Source organism: Ammoniphilus resinae (genome assembly GCF_017873965.1).
GTDB lineage: Bacteria > Bacillota > Bacilli > Aneurinibacillales > RAOX-1 > Ammoniphilus_A > Ammoniphilus_A resinae.
Genome location: NZ_JAGGKT010000004.1, coordinates 113397 through 130078, shown reverse-complemented (window position 1 = coordinate 130078; position 16682 = coordinate 113397). Strand labels below are relative to the sequence as shown.

Annotated in this window: 15 protein-coding genes; 2 read left to right on the top strand and 13 right to left on the bottom strand. The window is 36.4% G+C overall.

What is annotated here, in order from left to right:
* Nucleotides 1-25 precede the first annotated feature (25 nt).
* From J2Z37_RS09230 to J2Z37_RS09215, 4 genes are all read right to left on the bottom strand, one after another.
* Nucleotides 26-1615 (bottom strand): helix-turn-helix domain-containing protein, encoded by a 1590-nt coding sequence (locus J2Z37_RS09230; RefSeq protein ID WP_209809969.1) that lies wholly within the window; start codon nucleotides 1613-1615, stop codon nucleotides 26-28.
* A 174-nt stretch (nucleotides 1616-1789) separates the two neighbouring features.
* Nucleotides 1790-2149, bottom strand: coding sequence for a hypothetical protein (locus tag J2Z37_RS09225; protein ID WP_209809968.1), 360 nt, complete (start codon nucleotides 2147-2149; stop codon nucleotides 1790-1792).
* Nucleotides 2150-2293: 144 nt separating this feature from the next.
* Nucleotides 2294-5686: a DNA topoisomerase 3 gene (locus J2Z37_RS09220; protein ID WP_209809967.1), complete on the bottom strand. Its 3393-nt coding sequence runs from the start codon at nucleotides 5684-5686 to the stop codon at nucleotides 2294-2296.
* Nucleotides 5687-5847: 161 nt separating this feature from the next.
* Nucleotides 5848-6378: a hypothetical protein gene (locus tag J2Z37_RS09215; RefSeq protein ID WP_209809966.1), complete on the bottom strand. Its 531-nt coding sequence runs from the start codon at nucleotides 6376-6378 to the stop codon at nucleotides 5848-5850.
* Between the two features lie 530 nt (nucleotides 6379-6908).
* On the opposite strand from J2Z37_RS09215, the gene J2Z37_RS09210 reads away from it, so the two are divergent.
* Together J2Z37_RS09210 and J2Z37_RS09205 are read left to right on the top strand one after the other, a co-directional pair.
* Nucleotides 6909-7901, top strand: coding sequence for an S-layer homology domain-containing protein (locus J2Z37_RS09210; protein ID WP_209809965.1), 993 nt, complete (start codon nucleotides 6909-6911; stop codon nucleotides 7899-7901).
* Nucleotides 7902-7927: 26 nt separating this feature from the next.
* Nucleotides 7928-8680, top strand: coding sequence for a hypothetical protein (locus J2Z37_RS09205; protein WP_209809964.1), 753 nt, complete (start codon nucleotides 7928-7930; stop codon nucleotides 8678-8680).
* A 652-nt stretch (nucleotides 8681-9332) separates the two neighbouring features.
* Here J2Z37_RS09205 and J2Z37_RS09200 read toward each other — a convergent pair.
* From J2Z37_RS09200 to J2Z37_RS09165, 9 genes are all read right to left on the bottom strand, one after another.
* Nucleotides 9333-10118, bottom strand: coding sequence for a hypothetical protein (locus tag J2Z37_RS09200; RefSeq protein WP_209809963.1), 786 nt, complete (start codon nucleotides 10116-10118; stop codon nucleotides 9333-9335).
* Between the two features lie 1134 nt (nucleotides 10119-11252).
* On the bottom strand, nucleotides 11253-11864 hold the full coding sequence (locus tag J2Z37_RS09195; protein WP_209809962.1) for a hypothetical protein: 612 nt from the start codon (nucleotides 11862-11864) through the stop codon (nucleotides 11253-11255).
* Nucleotides 11865-12125: 261 nt separating this feature from the next.
* Nucleotides 12126-12311 carry a phospholipase D-like domain-containing protein gene (locus J2Z37_RS25805; protein ID WP_280922192.1) on the bottom strand — a complete coding sequence of 62 codons (186 nt, stop codon included), beginning with the start codon at nucleotides 12309-12311 and terminating at the stop codon, nucleotides 12126-12128.
* 44 nt (nucleotides 12312-12355) lie between these two features.
* Nucleotides 12356-12820, bottom strand: coding sequence for a phospholipase D-like domain-containing protein (locus J2Z37_RS25800; RefSeq protein ID WP_280922189.1), 465 nt, complete (start codon nucleotides 12818-12820; stop codon nucleotides 12356-12358).
* Between the two features lie 13 nt (nucleotides 12821-12833).
* Entirely contained in the window at nucleotides 12834-12977 is a 144-nt protein-coding gene (locus J2Z37_RS09185) for a hypothetical protein (protein ID WP_209809961.1), read from the bottom strand.
* 69 nt (nucleotides 12978-13046) lie between these two features.
* Complete coding sequence (locus J2Z37_RS09180; RefSeq protein WP_209809960.1) at nucleotides 13047-13439, bottom strand: hypothetical protein; 393 nt, start codon at nucleotides 13437-13439, stop codon at nucleotides 13047-13049.
* Nucleotides 13440-13667: 228 nt separating this feature from the next.
* On the bottom strand, nucleotides 13668-13829 hold the full coding sequence (locus J2Z37_RS09175) for a hypothetical protein (protein WP_209809959.1): 162 nt from the start codon (nucleotides 13827-13829) through the stop codon (nucleotides 13668-13670).
* Nucleotides 13830-13843: 14 nt separating this feature from the next.
* Nucleotides 13844-14113: a hypothetical protein gene (locus J2Z37_RS09170; RefSeq protein ID WP_209809958.1), complete on the bottom strand. Its 270-nt coding sequence runs from the start codon at nucleotides 14111-14113 to the stop codon at nucleotides 13844-13846.
* Nucleotides 14114-14318: 205 nt separating this feature from the next.
* A complete protein-coding gene (locus tag J2Z37_RS09165; RefSeq protein WP_209809957.1) occupies nucleotides 14319-16385 on the bottom strand; it encodes an ATP-dependent helicase in 2067 nt (688 codons plus the stop codon).
* Between the last annotated feature and the right edge of the window lie 297 nt (nucleotides 16386-16682).

Here is a 16682-nt window from a genome sequence, read left to right as displayed (position 1 = left end):
TAATTGATCAGGGTTTTTACTTTTTCTAATATCTTGGCTTAGGAATGATGTGTTTAATCATTTCTAAATCACCGAAATCCATAGCATAATGTTGAAAGATTAAATTACTAGCTTCAACTAATAATGGGTTGTTATTATACTCATCAATTGATAATAAAGCCAATTCGTACATAATCAAGGCTTTCGCAGTGCTTTTGTCATCGCCCAATAATTTATTTGCTTTTTCTAAAAACTCCCTTTGTTTTGGTGCATTTTGATCTCTTTTCTTTTCAAATTGGGCGGCTAAGTAATAAGTTTTATAATTAGTCTTCAAACCGGGATCTTGCCCTTCTAACTCGAAACACTTTTCTAAGAATTTCTCTGCTAAAGAATTATCATTCTCAGAAATAGCGATTTGGATAATTAATTGATACAACTCCAGCTGATCGTTAAGGTTTCTGGCATTTTGGATGTGAATATCATTAGGTATCTCTTTTTCAATGTGATGAATAGCCTTAATATGCTCGGGATGTGAAAAATTTTTAAGGAGATAATATTGAAATTGAAGCGCTTTTATAAAGCCGTTTATATCATGTGCCTTCCTAAAAAGCTCCAGACATTCTATTGTTAAGTCAAGTGCCGCTTCATACTCATTTTTTAATGCAAAAATAATAGACTTCAGCAATACGATTTGATGTTTTAGAATCCCTTCTGATAAACTCAATGCTGTTTGGGCATATTGTAAGCTAGAATCAAAATGACCAAGGCAACAAGAAGATACCGCTAGATTGAAATAAGCAAAAGATTTATCATCGTTATCTAACTTAAATGGTGATTTATTAATAAATTGGATGGCTTTTTCTCCAATTTCCTTAGCTTTATTCATCTTACCTTGTTCAAATGATATATACATTAAAGTGTTTTGAATCTGAAGTTTTACACCATCAATGTCTTTATCCGATTGGTTGTCGTAATTTAAGGCCTGAATTAAACAGCTCTCGGCATCGTTATATTGTTCAATTCCAACATAGTATAATCCCCATACAAAATTAAGATGAAATTCCAGTTCTAAAAACTTCTCTTCTTTTATTTCATTAGTAGTTTCGTCTAAAATCTTTTTAGCTGAGTCAAATAGTTGTAAAAAGATATACGTTTTAGCTCGATAGATATCAAGCCTAAGACTATTCATCTTTTGAACTCTATTCGGGTCCACTACATGTTCAATTGGAATACCAAGAAAATCACATATTGTTTTAATGTCGTTTAAATTAACGGGAACAAGACCATTCTCAATATTACTCAATTTCCCTAGAGAAAAGATATCTTGATTAGCAAGATCTCGTAAGCTTAATTTTTTCTTATTTCGATAATAGCGAATTCGTTCTCCAATTTCTTTTGGATTAAGTTTGCTTTCAAAAAGAATTAAATCAAAGTTTTGCTCCATTACTGAATCTAATGATACATTAAAATAATCGCATATCTTTTCAATGTCATCCACACTAACCGGGTGCTTCCCTTTCTCGATGTTTCTTAGCATTCCAATAGGAATCTTTAGATCGTGGGCTACCTGTCGAGGGGAGGTATTTTTCTCTTTTCGTAACTTTTTTACAAATTGACCAAATTGAGCCCGTTCCACTTTAACCCTCCCACTACTTTAATATTTTTAATTTTACCATATCCTACATGTCCACGCATGGGAATATCAAGTGGCAAAAAAAGGAACCACTCCATATGGTTCCTTTTCAGATTAAGTTTCGCAGGGGAAGGATTCAATTATTGCTAAAATACTGCTGCTTTGGTTAGGGATCCTTTACGGATTTTCGATTTGAAGCTGTTCATATTTGGCTCTCCCAAAAATAGATTTGTGTCTGAAGAGAATCTCTGTTTCGTCATTTGAAAGACCAAGTTCTGTCCAGGCTTGAATTTTAGCAAAGACATGTAAAGATTTTGCGATTTCGTAATAGCAATTAGCTGCAATCTTAGAACGGTTCCTAAGCGAGATGCTATCAGATAATCCAGCCTTAGCCATTAGATGCATTTCCGCCAAAAATTCAGCAACCTCCTCCTTGGAATATCGCAACCAAATAATGCGATCCTCCTTTCCTTTCAATCCGCTATCCTCTACCAACCCCTTAGATATTTGAAATTTACTTAAATCGATGCCAGACATTATTTTTTCCCCTTTCTATTTCAAGTTCCAATAAAGTGGTTCGTGGTAAGTTTATACACTTAGTATGGTGGGTATTGAACTTATTTGCAAAAATTGCACGACTCTTATTGAATCTGATTCAAGTAGAAAGGGATACGGGCTCTTTTACTGTTGACTGTATTTATCCTTCAGATATCTAACTACTCGTTCAATCTCTTGGTCAGAAACATAAGCACTTTGAAGTCTGATTTTCCCGCTGTCTTTTGGCTGGTAAAACATATCTCCTTTACCCAACAATTCTTCAGCTCCCGGCTCATCGAGAATGGTCATGGAGTCCGCGGTGGATGCTACGGAGAATGCTACACGCACAGGAAGATTAGATTTAATGGTTGGTGATAACACCTTCTTTGTAGGTCTTTGCGTTGCAATAACCATATGGATCCCGGCAGCGCGGGCCAATTGAGCTAAACGAAGGATTAGATCTTCTACAATATCACTAGTTGTCATTAACAAATCGGCCAATTCATCAATGACAAGAACAATGTATGGCATTTTTTTATCAGGATGCTTTTGATTATATGAAATGATATTTCGCACCCCACTTTTTTGAAAAATATAGTATCGATTATTCATTTCTTTAACCAGATGTTCTAGTGCCGGCCCCGCTTTCTGCACCTGGGTTACAATCGGACTAAACAAATGAGGTAGGTCTGCATAGACACTTAGTTCTACCTGCTTGGGGTCTATAAACATAAATTTAAGTCGATCTGGAGAAGACCCATATAACAAACTAATGATGAGTGAGTTTAGAAAAACACTCTTTCCGCTACCTGTAGTACCGGCAACTAGTAAGTGAGGCATATCAGCTAGATCCCCGAAGATAGGTACGCCCTGTAAATTCATTCCCAACGGGAAGGAAAGATCTTTTTTCTTTACTAAGTATTCTTGGTTCTCTAATAAACCTCGAATTTGGACCGGATAAGGATTTTTGTTTGGTACCTCGATCCCAATAAGATTCGTACCTGGAATAGGAATGTACATGGACAATTTTTTCGCTTTAAGGGCAGCCATAAAGTTCGCTTTAAAGCGTTTATATCCTGTGATATTAATCCCCCGATTGGGTAGGAGTTCATAGCGTGAAACTCTTGGACCATGCGTAACCCCGATGACACGGGCAGGGTGTTTGAGTGCCTCTGCTTCCTTTTGGATTGAATAAAATTCTCTTTTTGTATCTTCCTCTGAAGGGGAGATGATTTCTAAGGGTTCTAGAAGGTAAAGTGGAACCACTAACCTATTGGTATTTGGGAAACGAAAAGTAAGTTTACCATTCTCCAATCCCAATACTGCACTAAAGGTTTTTTGATCACTTTTTCTAGTAAAACCTTCAATCAGGTTGGTTTCTCCCTTCTCAAGAAGTAATTTGATCTGATCTGGTGGAATCTGGACTCCAAGTATCTGCTTACTAATTGTGAATCCGCACCCATGTACTGAATAGGAGCTGCACCCGTAGAATTTCCCTCGATCAACCATTTCTTTCCCACAGATCTTGCAGGGCCCACCCCCCTCCTTCTGTTCCTTCCTCTCTTCAAAATCGTTATTCTTTATCCTGGTCTGTTCATCAGCATGGGTTTCCGTTCCAATATTATTAGGATCAACATTTCCCTTATCCGATGCATCATGCTCTACACCGGTCTGAGTTGAATCACCCTTGTGAGTCACAATTTTTCGAGTTGATTCCGTGGCTTCTTGTACTAATTTTTGCGTTAGTCGTTTTGCTTGTTCTATGAAACTTCGATGATCCGCTTTTCCTTGACCAATTTCCTGTAACTTTTGCTCCCATTTTCCCGTCAGAACTGCACTTTTTAAAACAGATGTGTCCCCTATTGACTGTATTAAGACTTTTCCTTTGTCAGAAGGATAAACCAAGTTCTTTTTTATGGTAATGTATTCTCTTGTTTTTAAAGTTTCAATAATCGATGCTCGTGTTGCCTCTGTACCAAGCCCTTCAGTAGCTTCGAGAATTTTTTCTATTTCTGCATCTTTATCATCTATCGATTTTCCGGCCCCTTTCATGAGGGCAATAAGATCCCCTTCTGTATACCGTTTCGGTGGAGATGTTTTTCCTTCTCTCATTTCAGTGTTAGTGACTAGGCCGGATTCCCCTATTTTAACGTTGGGGAGGATTGTATTTTCTTCATCGTCTTCTTCCCCGGCAGAAAATAAAACTTTTCTCCAACCTTCAGCCATCATTTGTTTACCTTTGCTTATGAAGGAGAATTTTTCGTCCACGAGTGTAACGATTTTAGTGTAATTAAATATCGCTTCTGGGTAATGTGCAGCAATTAAGGACTTCGCGATAAGATCGTATATGTTCCACTCATCTTGTGTCAGTTCTTCCAGCTTAGGAATTTTCTCCGTTGGAATAATAGCATAGTGATCAGAAACTTTATCCGAGTTAACATATCTCTTATTTCCAATTAGGTTCGAAATGGGAACAGGAATGAATTCACGATAGGGATCCAGAGCACCTAATTGGCCCAAAATTATTGGAAAATCCTTTGCTTCTTCTTCTGTTACATGCTGCGAGTCAGATCGCGGATAGGAGATATGCTCTTTCAAGTATAATTCTTGGCATATCTTCAGGACTGTATCTGGTGACATTTTGTATAAACGATTGGCTGCTAACTGTAACGTAGAAAGGCTATGAAGCTGAGGCGGATGGTATTCTTTCCGGTCGGTTGAAATGTCCGTAATGACGGCCCCCTTACCCTTACAATACTCCTCTAAGGCCCTTGCTTGTTCCTCATTAACCAATCGGTCCATGTCATTCTTAAACCATTTACCTTGAAGAACAGTGCTATTTAAATGGAAATCAGCAAATACCTTCCAAAATGGGCTCGATATAAAAGATTCTATTTCTTCTTCCCGTTTTAGAATTAAAGCAAGCAAAGGTGTTTGGACCCTTCCAGTAGAAAACGTTTCTTTCTCTCCTTTTTGTCGCAATAGAATGGTGTATGCCCTCGATGTATTCATACCCACTAACCAATCAGCATAGGCTCGCGCTTGAGCTTCATAAAATAATGGGCGTTTATCTTTTTCAGGGAGAAGATTTTCAAATGCCTTGGTCACGGCATTGGGTGTCAAAGAGGTTGTCCATAACCTTTTCATCGGCTTTTTTACACCACTCATTTGAATGATGATACGGGCTATTACCTCTCCCTCACGCCCAGGATCAGACCCTATAACGATCTCAGTAATCTGATCTTTTTTCGCTAAATCCCTGATGATGTTAAATTGTTTACCCTTGGTTTTAATTAAAGTATATTTGAATTCTTCCGGCATGATCGGTAGATCTTCAAGTACCCATTTTTTGAATTTAGGATCGTATTCTTCTGGATCAGCCAATGAGAAAAGATGCCCCATCGCCCAGGTAATATATGCCCCTTTTGGGAAAATTGTATTGGGATGGATTTCGATGAAGCCGTTCCCTGGTTTATTCTCAAATGGAGCAGCCAATTTCTCTGCCTGTTGTTTTTTCTCTGCCAAGATGAGTTTCATAACGAACCTCCGTGTGAAGTTATAAAAAAAAGAGAGCACAATAAACCTAAGGTTAGGTTTAAGGTACTCCCTTGTCTGACATTGCATTAAGTTACTTTAATTATACCCTATCTATGATAAGCGGAAAACACTTCTTTTATAATGAATGACCGGGTGGTCGTTTATAAAAAGTTTAAGTAATCATTATTGAATGCTAAAGCAGATACATCGTGAATAGGTAGTACAAAGCCTGCATGTTTTGAGATAAAGTTTGAGAATGAATGTAGATCGTCCAATACGATCATGCCTGTTGTAAGGGGATTGATTAATAGAACGGACTTATTTCTGACAATCCAATCTAAAAGCGGTTTATTTTCCTTGCAAATCTTGATTTTGAATGATCCCTGAAAATTTGTTTTCTGAAATTCATCGAATGAATAATTATATCTGCAGCAAAAATGTGAACCAGTTTCCCCGCTTAATACGAAGATGTCTACCTTGTAATCAACCTCTAATTGGTTCCTCTTTTTCGGTTTGACTAAACGTTTCTGCGGTACTAAATAAAGCATACTAAACGGATCACTATCAAATGGATCCCCTAAAAAGCCCCAAGTTTGGAATTCCTCAAATGCAGATAATAAATGCTCCATTTCTTCATGCCCTACTTCATATTGACTATTACCTCGTTTGGCTGTCGCTTCATTCTTGACCATGATATCCTCTGACCTCCCATTTAAGTGTTTGTACGAGATTCATTTCTTGTATATAGGGTATTAAATGTAGAAGTATCGGTCAAAAAATGAGAGGTTAAAATGATAGCTTCAAACCAGAATAGGTATGTGATTTTCACTTGAAATATGCTCTAGACACAAAATATAGTATTAGATTTTGAAAATATAGTTGAATACTAGAAAATAAAGATTTAGACTTACCTGAGTTTTAAGCAGGATTGTGAGTTAGGGAGCAAATCCTTCATAGATCAAATTTTGATCCGTATGTTGTGGTCGTTCAAAGTGGTAGCCGGAAAAACTTCTCTATAAACGCGCCATTTCCACAATCATTCTATCCATACTTTGCTATCTTTAAATAAATATTAATAGGATTTGAAATTTGGATCGTAGTATTAATTTGAAGGTTGGTTGTATGGACAAAAATATAGAATATTAATTAACTAAGAATAGGATAATGTGCTATGATTTCCATTAGAATAAATCTTATGATAACTATACTTAGGAGGATTCATATGGATAAACTTAAAAAGCCTATAGCTATTGCCTTAATTGCGGTAAGCTTATGGAGTGTAAATGCTATGGACCAACGAGCAGACGCCCATTGGGCTGACGACAACCTTGAATGGGCCAAACAAATGAAAATCATTAAAGGTTACCCTGATGGAACCATCCGCCCTGATAATGAAGTAACTGAAGCCGAGTTTCTTACCATGTATACCAATGCTTTCAATCCTAAAGCTTTAATTTCTGTGGAATACCCAGAACATTGGTCAGATGCTGTTTACAACTACGCTGCACAACAAAATTACCCTACCGTTGGATTTAGGGACATCGATAAACGTAATGTACCTATTAACCGTACTAAAGTAGCAGAAATTGTTGCAGGTTCTACTGGTGTAAACTACACAGGAAATAATGCTATTCATTACTTGTTGGCTCAAGGATTGGCTAATGGTAAAGTTCCAGGCGAAGTAAGTGTTGCTGCTTACAAAGGAAATGACCTTCTTACTCGAGCTGAAGCTGTAACTTTCATTAGGAATGTTATGTCAAAAGGACTACGTGAACTGAAAGATCGTCCTTTTACACCTAGTGATGTTTCCCAATTGCCACCTTTGCCAAAGGCTGAAACACCAAACGCAAATGATAATGACCCTGTTGAAAAAGATGGTCGAATCAAAGTAGACTACTCCAAAGCAATTAATAAACAAGTAGTTGATTCTTTTGACTTTTCTAACGGCAAATTTGCATTTTCATTGCCTGAATTGCCTGAAGGATTCACTTACCGCTTGGCACTTGGCTTAGACTACAAAGATGGTACTTGGGAATATTTAAACTACAACCGAGAATTTGTACCAGGTAAATCTTACAGCATTCCTGTAGATTGGTCCAAAGTGAAGAAAGGTAGCTTTTCAGTGGGTGTAGATAATATCAAAACTAATTCTACACGGGTTATTACTGTAGTAAGCTACCCATCTATGGAAGTAAGAACCGATGTAGGGTATTAATTTTCAATCTAATTATAAAACTGGGCGTGGGAAAAGTAGATTTTAAATATTTAAAACATAGAATAGCTACTATTAGATTTGAACTAAAACTGTTATTTATAATATCTGTTGCTTCAATCCTAGTAATCGATTTATGGCTAATTAATATTCCTGAAAGATTTTCAGGTGGAGCAGCATTAGGGGGAATCTATTATCAATTTTGTTTAGCCTATATAACATCTTTTCTTTTTTATTTCATAAATGTTCACCTGGAATCCGAGAGACAAAAGGTAAAATTGATTAAGTACATAAATAACAAATCCGCAAAAATAAATCGTCTTTGTGATACAGTTATTACCTCTATAAGAGAAGCTGCTGGGATCCCATCTACTATTAAAATAAATAAAGAATATGAAATAAATATAATATGTGATTATGTTGATCCTCGTCGCCCTTTTACTATTGGAGGGTGGTATGGTAGAACATTTCATCATTGGCAAGCCGCTGCTGAATTTATAGCATTTGAAACCAAGGATTATATCAGGGATCTTTTATTTGTTAGAGATTCTCTTGATTCAGATGTTGTTGAAATTCTCTTGGACATAGATGATATATTACATATCATAAATATTAGTCATGGTAGTCCTAGTAGAAATTCGGATATGGAATTTTATTCCCATTCATTAATCGAATATCAGAAACTATGCCAAGATTTAATAAAAATGATTAGAGTAAAATACAAGTTTCATCAAGATGAGTATCGCGAGCTATTTAGGAAAAATAACGGGAATAGATATTAATTCGGTAATTAAAATGTGGTAAGAAAAAAAGCGGCAGACTAGGCCCCTTCCTAGTCCGTCGCTATTCGCAATTTGTGGTGGAATAGAAGATCCCCAACTGTTTTTTAAAAGAAACTTCTAAGTTAACGTTGCGTGAATTGTCGAAAAAATGGTACAATCTGTATGGAAAATACGTTGAAAGGGGATAATTCAATGTCAAACAAGATTAATGCTATTGATAAGATGTGTGATTCCTACAGAATACTCTACGAACTGGAGACGAAACTGCGAACCATGATAGACGATACTCTAACACGAGAGTTTGGATATACATGGCACCTTAGTCAAAAATATATCTCCTTCGATTTCCACACAGCCCATTACTACCAATTGCTTCAAATCATTCGCAAATTCCCCACACTTAAAGAAAAATTCACCCAAAAGCAAATAGAGAAGTTAACCAATTTGAATGCAATTAGAAATAAAATATGCCACATGAGGGATATATCTATTCCAGAGTATAAGAAATTAGTAACTTGCCATAAAATTGTAATTTCAAAAATAGAAAAGCGAAAAGTCTCATAGACCAGTGAAAAAGCATACGAGGACAATTTTAAAGGCGGAGTTTTACCACCACCTGATTTTGGAAATCATAAGTTTTTACTCTATTGTATCAACGAAAAAATGCATCGTAGGCTCTTGCTGCTGATTTCAGAATCTCCGATAAACCTTCTACTTGCTGCTTCGTTAAGGGAGGCGCTTCGGTATCATTGCTTGGTCTATCAATCTGTAACCAAACGGGATAGTCAGGAGGATAGTCCGCGAACTCGCTACCTGAAATAATAAAAGCTAAGTCTTCGGCAAAAACTTCCTCGATATTCTGATTCCATTTGTCCGAGTTCTCAAAGGTACTTCCTAGGTTACGAAAAGTATAGTACTCTTCCTCGAATTTTGTACCTTTAAAATACTTGTACCAGATAAGATGCGAGATCTCATGGTATGTAGTCCCTGAGTAGTAGGAGTCCCTGGAAACGAAAATGTTGCTTAGGCTTAATTTAGGGGCAACGTATGCACTTGCCTTAATACCTTGCACGGGGTCTTCCTTGAATTCGGCAGGAATAAGGAAAACCTTTAATTTTTCGAGTGATAAACCAAAGTTGTCAAGGGAAGTAGCGAGGTCGTCAAAATATTTTTGATGATAGGTTTTTACGTAATCCTTAACTTGATAATCGGAGACGATCGTATCAGGGTCGACAAGATAAAACTTCGGGACGAGTTCGAGGTTGGTAATTTGATAGAGATCCGCTAATTCGTGACTTGCCAATAAAGTAGAATTAGCCTTTAGTTTATCATCATTACCCTCTAGCGGACGAAGAAAGAAGTATGCAATCAATATCGCGACGATTACCCCGAAAAGGCAAGAAACGATAGCTGGTAATACCTTTTTAAGTTGTTTCATCCTACCTATCTCCTTAGCTTAGCTTAATCTTAATTACCGGTTTTTAGTTCGTTGCAAGGTTAGCGAGTACGCAAAAAAAACTTAAAATCTGTAGTTAACGTGTAGATAGACTACGCTTAAATCGCCTTTTGTACGTGTTTTTGTATGTTTTAGTGAACGGGAGAGTCTAAAAATATTACCTTTTGTATTAGGTTTGTATAAGCTAAAACCTACTTTAGGAAATACTAGGACAGGATATTTTTATTGGATAAACCTATAAATTAGTTCGTAGTTGAAAGAAAATAAGGTAGGGTATAACCTACCTTATTTAACTCATTATAAGTGATACTATCTTATGCGTTGATTCACTCGGAAACAGTGATACTATGGTACGTAATGATTCACTCAAATAAAGTGATACTATCATAAGGCTTGATTCACTCACCTTAAGTGTTACTTACATGTATATTGATTCACTCACCTTAAGTGTTACTTACATGTATATTGATTCACTCATTTCAACTGTTACATTCATTGTACTTGATTCACTCGTTTCAACTGTTACTATCCTTGAACGTGATTCACTCGTAGGTTGAACCCATAGGTTCTATGATTTACTTCTCCGCATCAGGAATTTCTAGCATATGAGCGTGGTTTAAGATCGCAATAGCAAATGGCTTAGGTGGGTCGCGATCATAATGATAACGATAATAAACCTCGAAAAAGTGTGATAAAAAATCTTAACGGCATAACGTTTCGATCTTTCGTTAATATGAGCGGGTGGTAGTTTCCCCACGCTATACCATTGATAGGCTTCGGTAGTCTTTCTGATTTTATACTTTTCAAGCTTTTGTCGAGCTTGTTCCGCAAATAAACCTTCCTCGTTTTTTCGGGTTTCAAGTTCCTTTCGTTCTCTGTTTTACGATAAGTTAGTTTTTTACATAAAAAAAGCCAGGGCTCCAGCACGCTTAGAAAGGAATATCCGGCTTTGCTTAATTGCACTCTCGATCCCCGTCAATATCACGACCCTAATGAGGTGTACGTATTTGGATTACAAAAACTTGGCGTAACTCGAACTTTGTTTTCTTTATGCACGCCTATCCCTGCGTTCGGTACTACATGACGGTGATCAATCACATTATTCGACTAAACAAACTAAAAATAAACGACTTCACTTGATGTTTCATCTACAATCCTTTTTATAGCATGTGTTGCTCCACAACCCCAAAATTTAGTAGACGGTATTATTTCATTATATCCTATTTTTCGATAATAATTCATCCATAATTCTTTGGCTTCAGAAGCGCTATATGCCTTTACTACCATGCTATGTTCGTATACATCCGATCCGCATTCTCTATCAAAGTCAGTAGACTCAGTATAATAGATTCTGAAGGTACGTAATTGGAACGCTTCCTGATAAAGCATAAGACCTTTCTTCTTTTCTTCTAATGCTATTTCCATTCGTGCAATCTCTATTCGCATTAGTTCCAGTATTTTTGTGAAATAATCCGTTTCATCATCCTTTATGTACCAAACCCTAAAAACTATTTCCTTTTCATATATACTATGCATTAGCATTGGTCTAGAAATTAAGGGCAAGATGATTCCTAAATTTTTTTTCATAACTTTATTTATTGATGTTTTCACTTCAACACTCTTCACTTCATAGTACTCGGTGGTTTCCCCAGAAATTACATAGGTTATGTAATTTCTTACAATTCCTCGTCCCAACGTTGCCGTGAAGCAAATTAGTTTTTTATCCATTTGTGTTCTCTGCCTTTCCGTTTTGTGAAATTACCCTTACTTATTACGAAAAATTCGTTTCTTTAATTTAAATTATATATCTTATTTCGCACTACCGTTAGATGAATTCAACTGTCTAATGACCGTTTGTGAGTTGATTTTGTTTCACTTGTTCTGGATAGTCGGATTGGTATATTTAGGTTCAAGAATCATTGCAAAAATAAAGTCTCAAACTATTCTTAGATTAAGACTTTTGTGACAAAATTCCCATCCATAATACCCTCAATAATTAATAAATTGTTTCGTATTTCCCCACATGTTTTCGAATTCACTTGTAAATGACTTGGCAACTTCAGGATCACGAATAACCATAATGACTTCATCATTTTTTTGACTGGTCGCTTTCGAGTAGTTAAAGGAACCGTTGGTCACAATCTTTTTATCTACGATGGTCATTTTTAAGTGCATCAGTCCAGAATGACTATTTATCTTAATGGGGATTCCTGCATTCTTTAACATTTTAACGCTTGTTTCTGAGCAACCCCACCCGATTGCTGTTTATCGGATATGATCCGTATGTCCACATTTCGTTTTTTTGCATTTAGGATCGCTTTGACAATATCGGGATGGGTTATACTATAGATCGCGATATCTAAGGTGGATTTCGCTTCTCCAATGGTACCTATGAGGAGTTGCTCGGGTTTTTGACCCGACTTTGTAAACGCCCATTCGAGTTTGGCTGGTGAAGAACTAGAAGAAGGTTCTTTTGATGTCATAGATTCTTTGGCTTTATCAACAACGGTAGTTACTGCTTTGTCTAATGCATTGTCAACGATATCCTTTGCTACATTAGCTGCTGCTACATTACTTCCTACTTCAATAGCCTTATTTAGTAGGTTGGCTGTGTTATCTGTATTTTGGCTTGAACAACCAAGTAATAACAAAAGAGTAAGACAAGAAACGATTGTTATTTTCATTCGAACCTCCTCATTAATTTTTGTTTGTACAGATCACCTTTTCGTTTATTCTTCTTTTTTCATACCAATCTATGATTTTTCTCTCAGCCCTAGTGAGATAACGATCACTAATCGATCTTCCTTTTGTACGGCGTTTTTTTGTTTTTTGTGCAAACATAAGGTCCCTCCACTATGTATTTTGATCTTTTAACTTAAATCATGACGATATATCTGAGAATTTTTATCTTTATAGTATCGAACGAGATAGTAAGTCTCTCTTAATAGGTAAAACGAACATAGGATGGCACTTGGCACCTCTTACTAAGAAAAGGATAAGGAGGAAAAAGAGGATCCCTAAAAAAAATGGAGAAGCATATTCCGCGTTTCTTTGACCTGTGAAGTAATCCCATAAAGAGAGTGCTAAAAAACCAGATGCAACCGTTCCGGCCATACCTAAAGGTTTAAAGGCACTGTAACGAATGGATAAAATTATGATCATCCAAACAATAAATTCACCAATTTTATCTGTATGTGGACCGTATTTTACTAACCAATTAAGTAGATTAAATAGAATTACGCCCCAGCCAAAAACAACTGAAAGGTGTAATTTGGCAATTGGAGTTGAGAGTTTTTCAAACATAAAGCACCAACCTCCTGCATAGAATATTTAATAGTAGTTTAGTATAATGACTACATTTCGGCCAAAAACGAAGGGGTTATTTTTTTAGGAACCACTTAAACAAGCTTTTTTTCTTTTTTGAGGCACGTGGATGTAAGATATCAATATCAAGTAGATCTGTATAAAAAAACTCACAACCTTTAGGACAAGTTATATCGTCTGTAAAAAAGGATAATTTATCATTGATAATTAGGGTTTTCTGGGTGACCTTAAACCATTCTCCTTACATTTCGGACATTGATCTTTAAAATAGATAGTTTGGTAGGATTCAGGTACTATATTTTGATCTTTATTAGGTATTACCAGCTCAGCTTTTAATCTTTTCATGGCGACAATGGTTTGTTGACTCATATTTTTACTCTCCCTTATCTTTTCTTTCGATTTCGCGCATATTTTTGTTTGTTTTCCCTTCGGACCTCGATCCTACAACGCGGACAGAGATGTGAGTATCCTTGGCTCGATCGCATACGATGATCTTGAGTATTAGAAAAAAATACTTCCTTACATTTGTCATTTTGACAAGTGATAGAAAAGATAATAGGTTTATGTGGATCTCTTCCACCGGCTTGATTAACGATATCAGCTAGTTGATCTGCTGTGAGATGATGCATCTGCAATATCTTTTTAACGTCCAAGTGTCCCCCTCCAGCTAAACATGGTTTCATTTGACTTTCTAATAGTAACTTTTGTTGACAAAAGAAAAAGCACGCTAAACCTAATGTTTAGGGTGCTTCCCATTTTTGGCGGAACTTCAATTAACACTATTATACAAAAGTGGTTCATAATTTCAAGGGATGCTTCCCAGATGCAGGGTTAGTCCCCATTATTTTCAGGTCTTTACTAGGAAAAAGGTGAATTAAATACGTCCATAAGAAATCTGGAAACCTCCACGGTTTTATTACGATAAATGGAAGGTGAACTAATATATAATTCTTCTTTTGCTCTTGTTACAGCAACATACATTAATCTGCATTCTTCCTCAATGGCAGCAAAGACTTTCTCAGTACCCTTTTTGTCTGATATCATGTCATTCAGTTGATCGGCCTCTAAAGCAGCTGCATGTGGTAAGATCCTCTCGGATGCTCCAATAAGATAGACAACTTCGAATTCCAATCCCTTCGATTTATGAATTGTCATTAAGGATACCGCATCGGCATTTGGATTCTTACGAAGCTCCTCCATTGTTTTGTTTTTCTCGATAATCTCCTCAATAAAAGATAAATAATTTTGTATCGTTGTAAAACGCTTTGCGGAGGATTCCAATTCATCTAATGTTTCGGCCATCATCTCTTTATGAAGAGTGAGATTCTTACGGTTGTCCATCTGAAGATATTTATCATAAAAGTCTATTCTCATCTTTTGGATAGCCTCTTCTGGTGACATCTTGTTCATATTGAGAATAAAGCGGATCCTTTCAACCATCTGTTGTCTTTGATAAGGCTTAATCCCCGGCATGTTTAAAAGATGCAATACCAAATGATCTTTCGGGTTAATGAGGTTTTGATTTTGAATATAATCCAGCGTTTGATCACGATTTAGGTAGAGAGTAGGCAAAATCCCAGCTAGAGCATGAATATCTTTCGGATTTACCGAGAATCGTAAATGATCCAATAACGGCTTAACCAATGATTGTTCATAGAAAGTATCTCCGTTATTGAAACAAACAAAAGGGATGTCTTGTAAGACCAGTTGATCGTAAATACTCCGACTACTATTTCCTGTGCGATGAAGAATGGCAAAATCCCGAAAGTTCCGAACCCCATTTTTAACATCACTCACAATATTTCTAATGACATATTCAGCTTCATCATCCGTCGTATTGGGGCGAATATACAATGGAACTTTATTTCCTGTCACAGTGGCACTGAGTTTTTTGGGATACCGATTCTGATTATGCTTAATGATTTCATTTCCGAGTCCTAGAATAGATGTATTTGAACGGTAATTGGTATCAAGTGTAATATGTTTGGCATTGAACTCTTTTTGAAATCCAAGGATGATGTTTTGATCTGCACCATTGAATGAGTAAATGGTCTGGTCATCATCCCCGACCACTACTAGGTTATTCCGTGGTTGAGCAACCATTTTTATAAGTGCATACTGAAGCAAATTCGTATCTTGGAACTCATCCACCATAATATATTTAAATCGTTCCTGGATCGTTTTTAGCACGGATTCATTCCGTTTAAAAAGTTGATAGGTTTCCATTAGAATGTCATCAAAATCAAGATAATGATTTTGCATTTTCCATTCCTCAAATCGTTGAAATACTCGTTTCAGCTCTTTCTCATTAGGTGTTTTAGCTACCATCTCTTCCAATGGAATAATTTGATTTTTATAAGAAGATAGAAGGGAAAGGATGGTTTCCGGTTCATAGGAATCCTGAAGATCCATATTCTTTAAAATGATTTTGATGACCATTTCTTTTTGTTTATCATTACTTAAAATTTTCTGTTGGTATCCTTGGTCTCTTAAAACTCTTAAAAAAATGGAATGAAATGTACCAGCAGTAATATCTTTTGCCATTCGATTGGACAAACCGGGCAATTGTGCAATTCTTTCTTTCATTTCATCGGCAGCTTTTCTGGTAAATGTAATAAGCAGGATTTCTTTGGGGTCCACTTCTTTTACGGTTACTAGATATCCGGTGCGGGAAACGAGCACTCTTGTCTTCCCGCTTCCAGCCCCTGCAAGGATTAGTAATGAATGATCGACATGTTTAACTGCTTCGATTTGGGGTTCATTTAAAAAAGTTCCTTGTTCCTCCAAGGAACGAAAATAGAAGGCATCATGAAGGTTATCTGGGATTAACTCAGCGCTTGTCTTTGAATCTGCTAGAAAAGATTCAGGAATATGACTGGTTTTGGCACCAACAGGCGTTGGATAAAAAGCTTGATTTCTGGCCATTAATATCAACTCCGATTAATTTCACTCGTTATTTTAAGTTTATTTCATGTTAAAAACCTTTTCAAATTTCATTTACTAGATTATTGTGGGTTTACAATTTATAGATTAAGATGAAAATAAGGATCGACTTTTCGGAAACCTATTATAATTCATCTTATCAATAGTAAGAATAATGCTAGTTTTTACTTAATGACAGGGAAAAGTGATGTTAGGGGTTTGTGTAGCAATGGAACAAAAAACAGGAATAAGCGTTACTGGCAATATGAGTTAAAGTAGCGTAGGGTTGAATGATGAGGA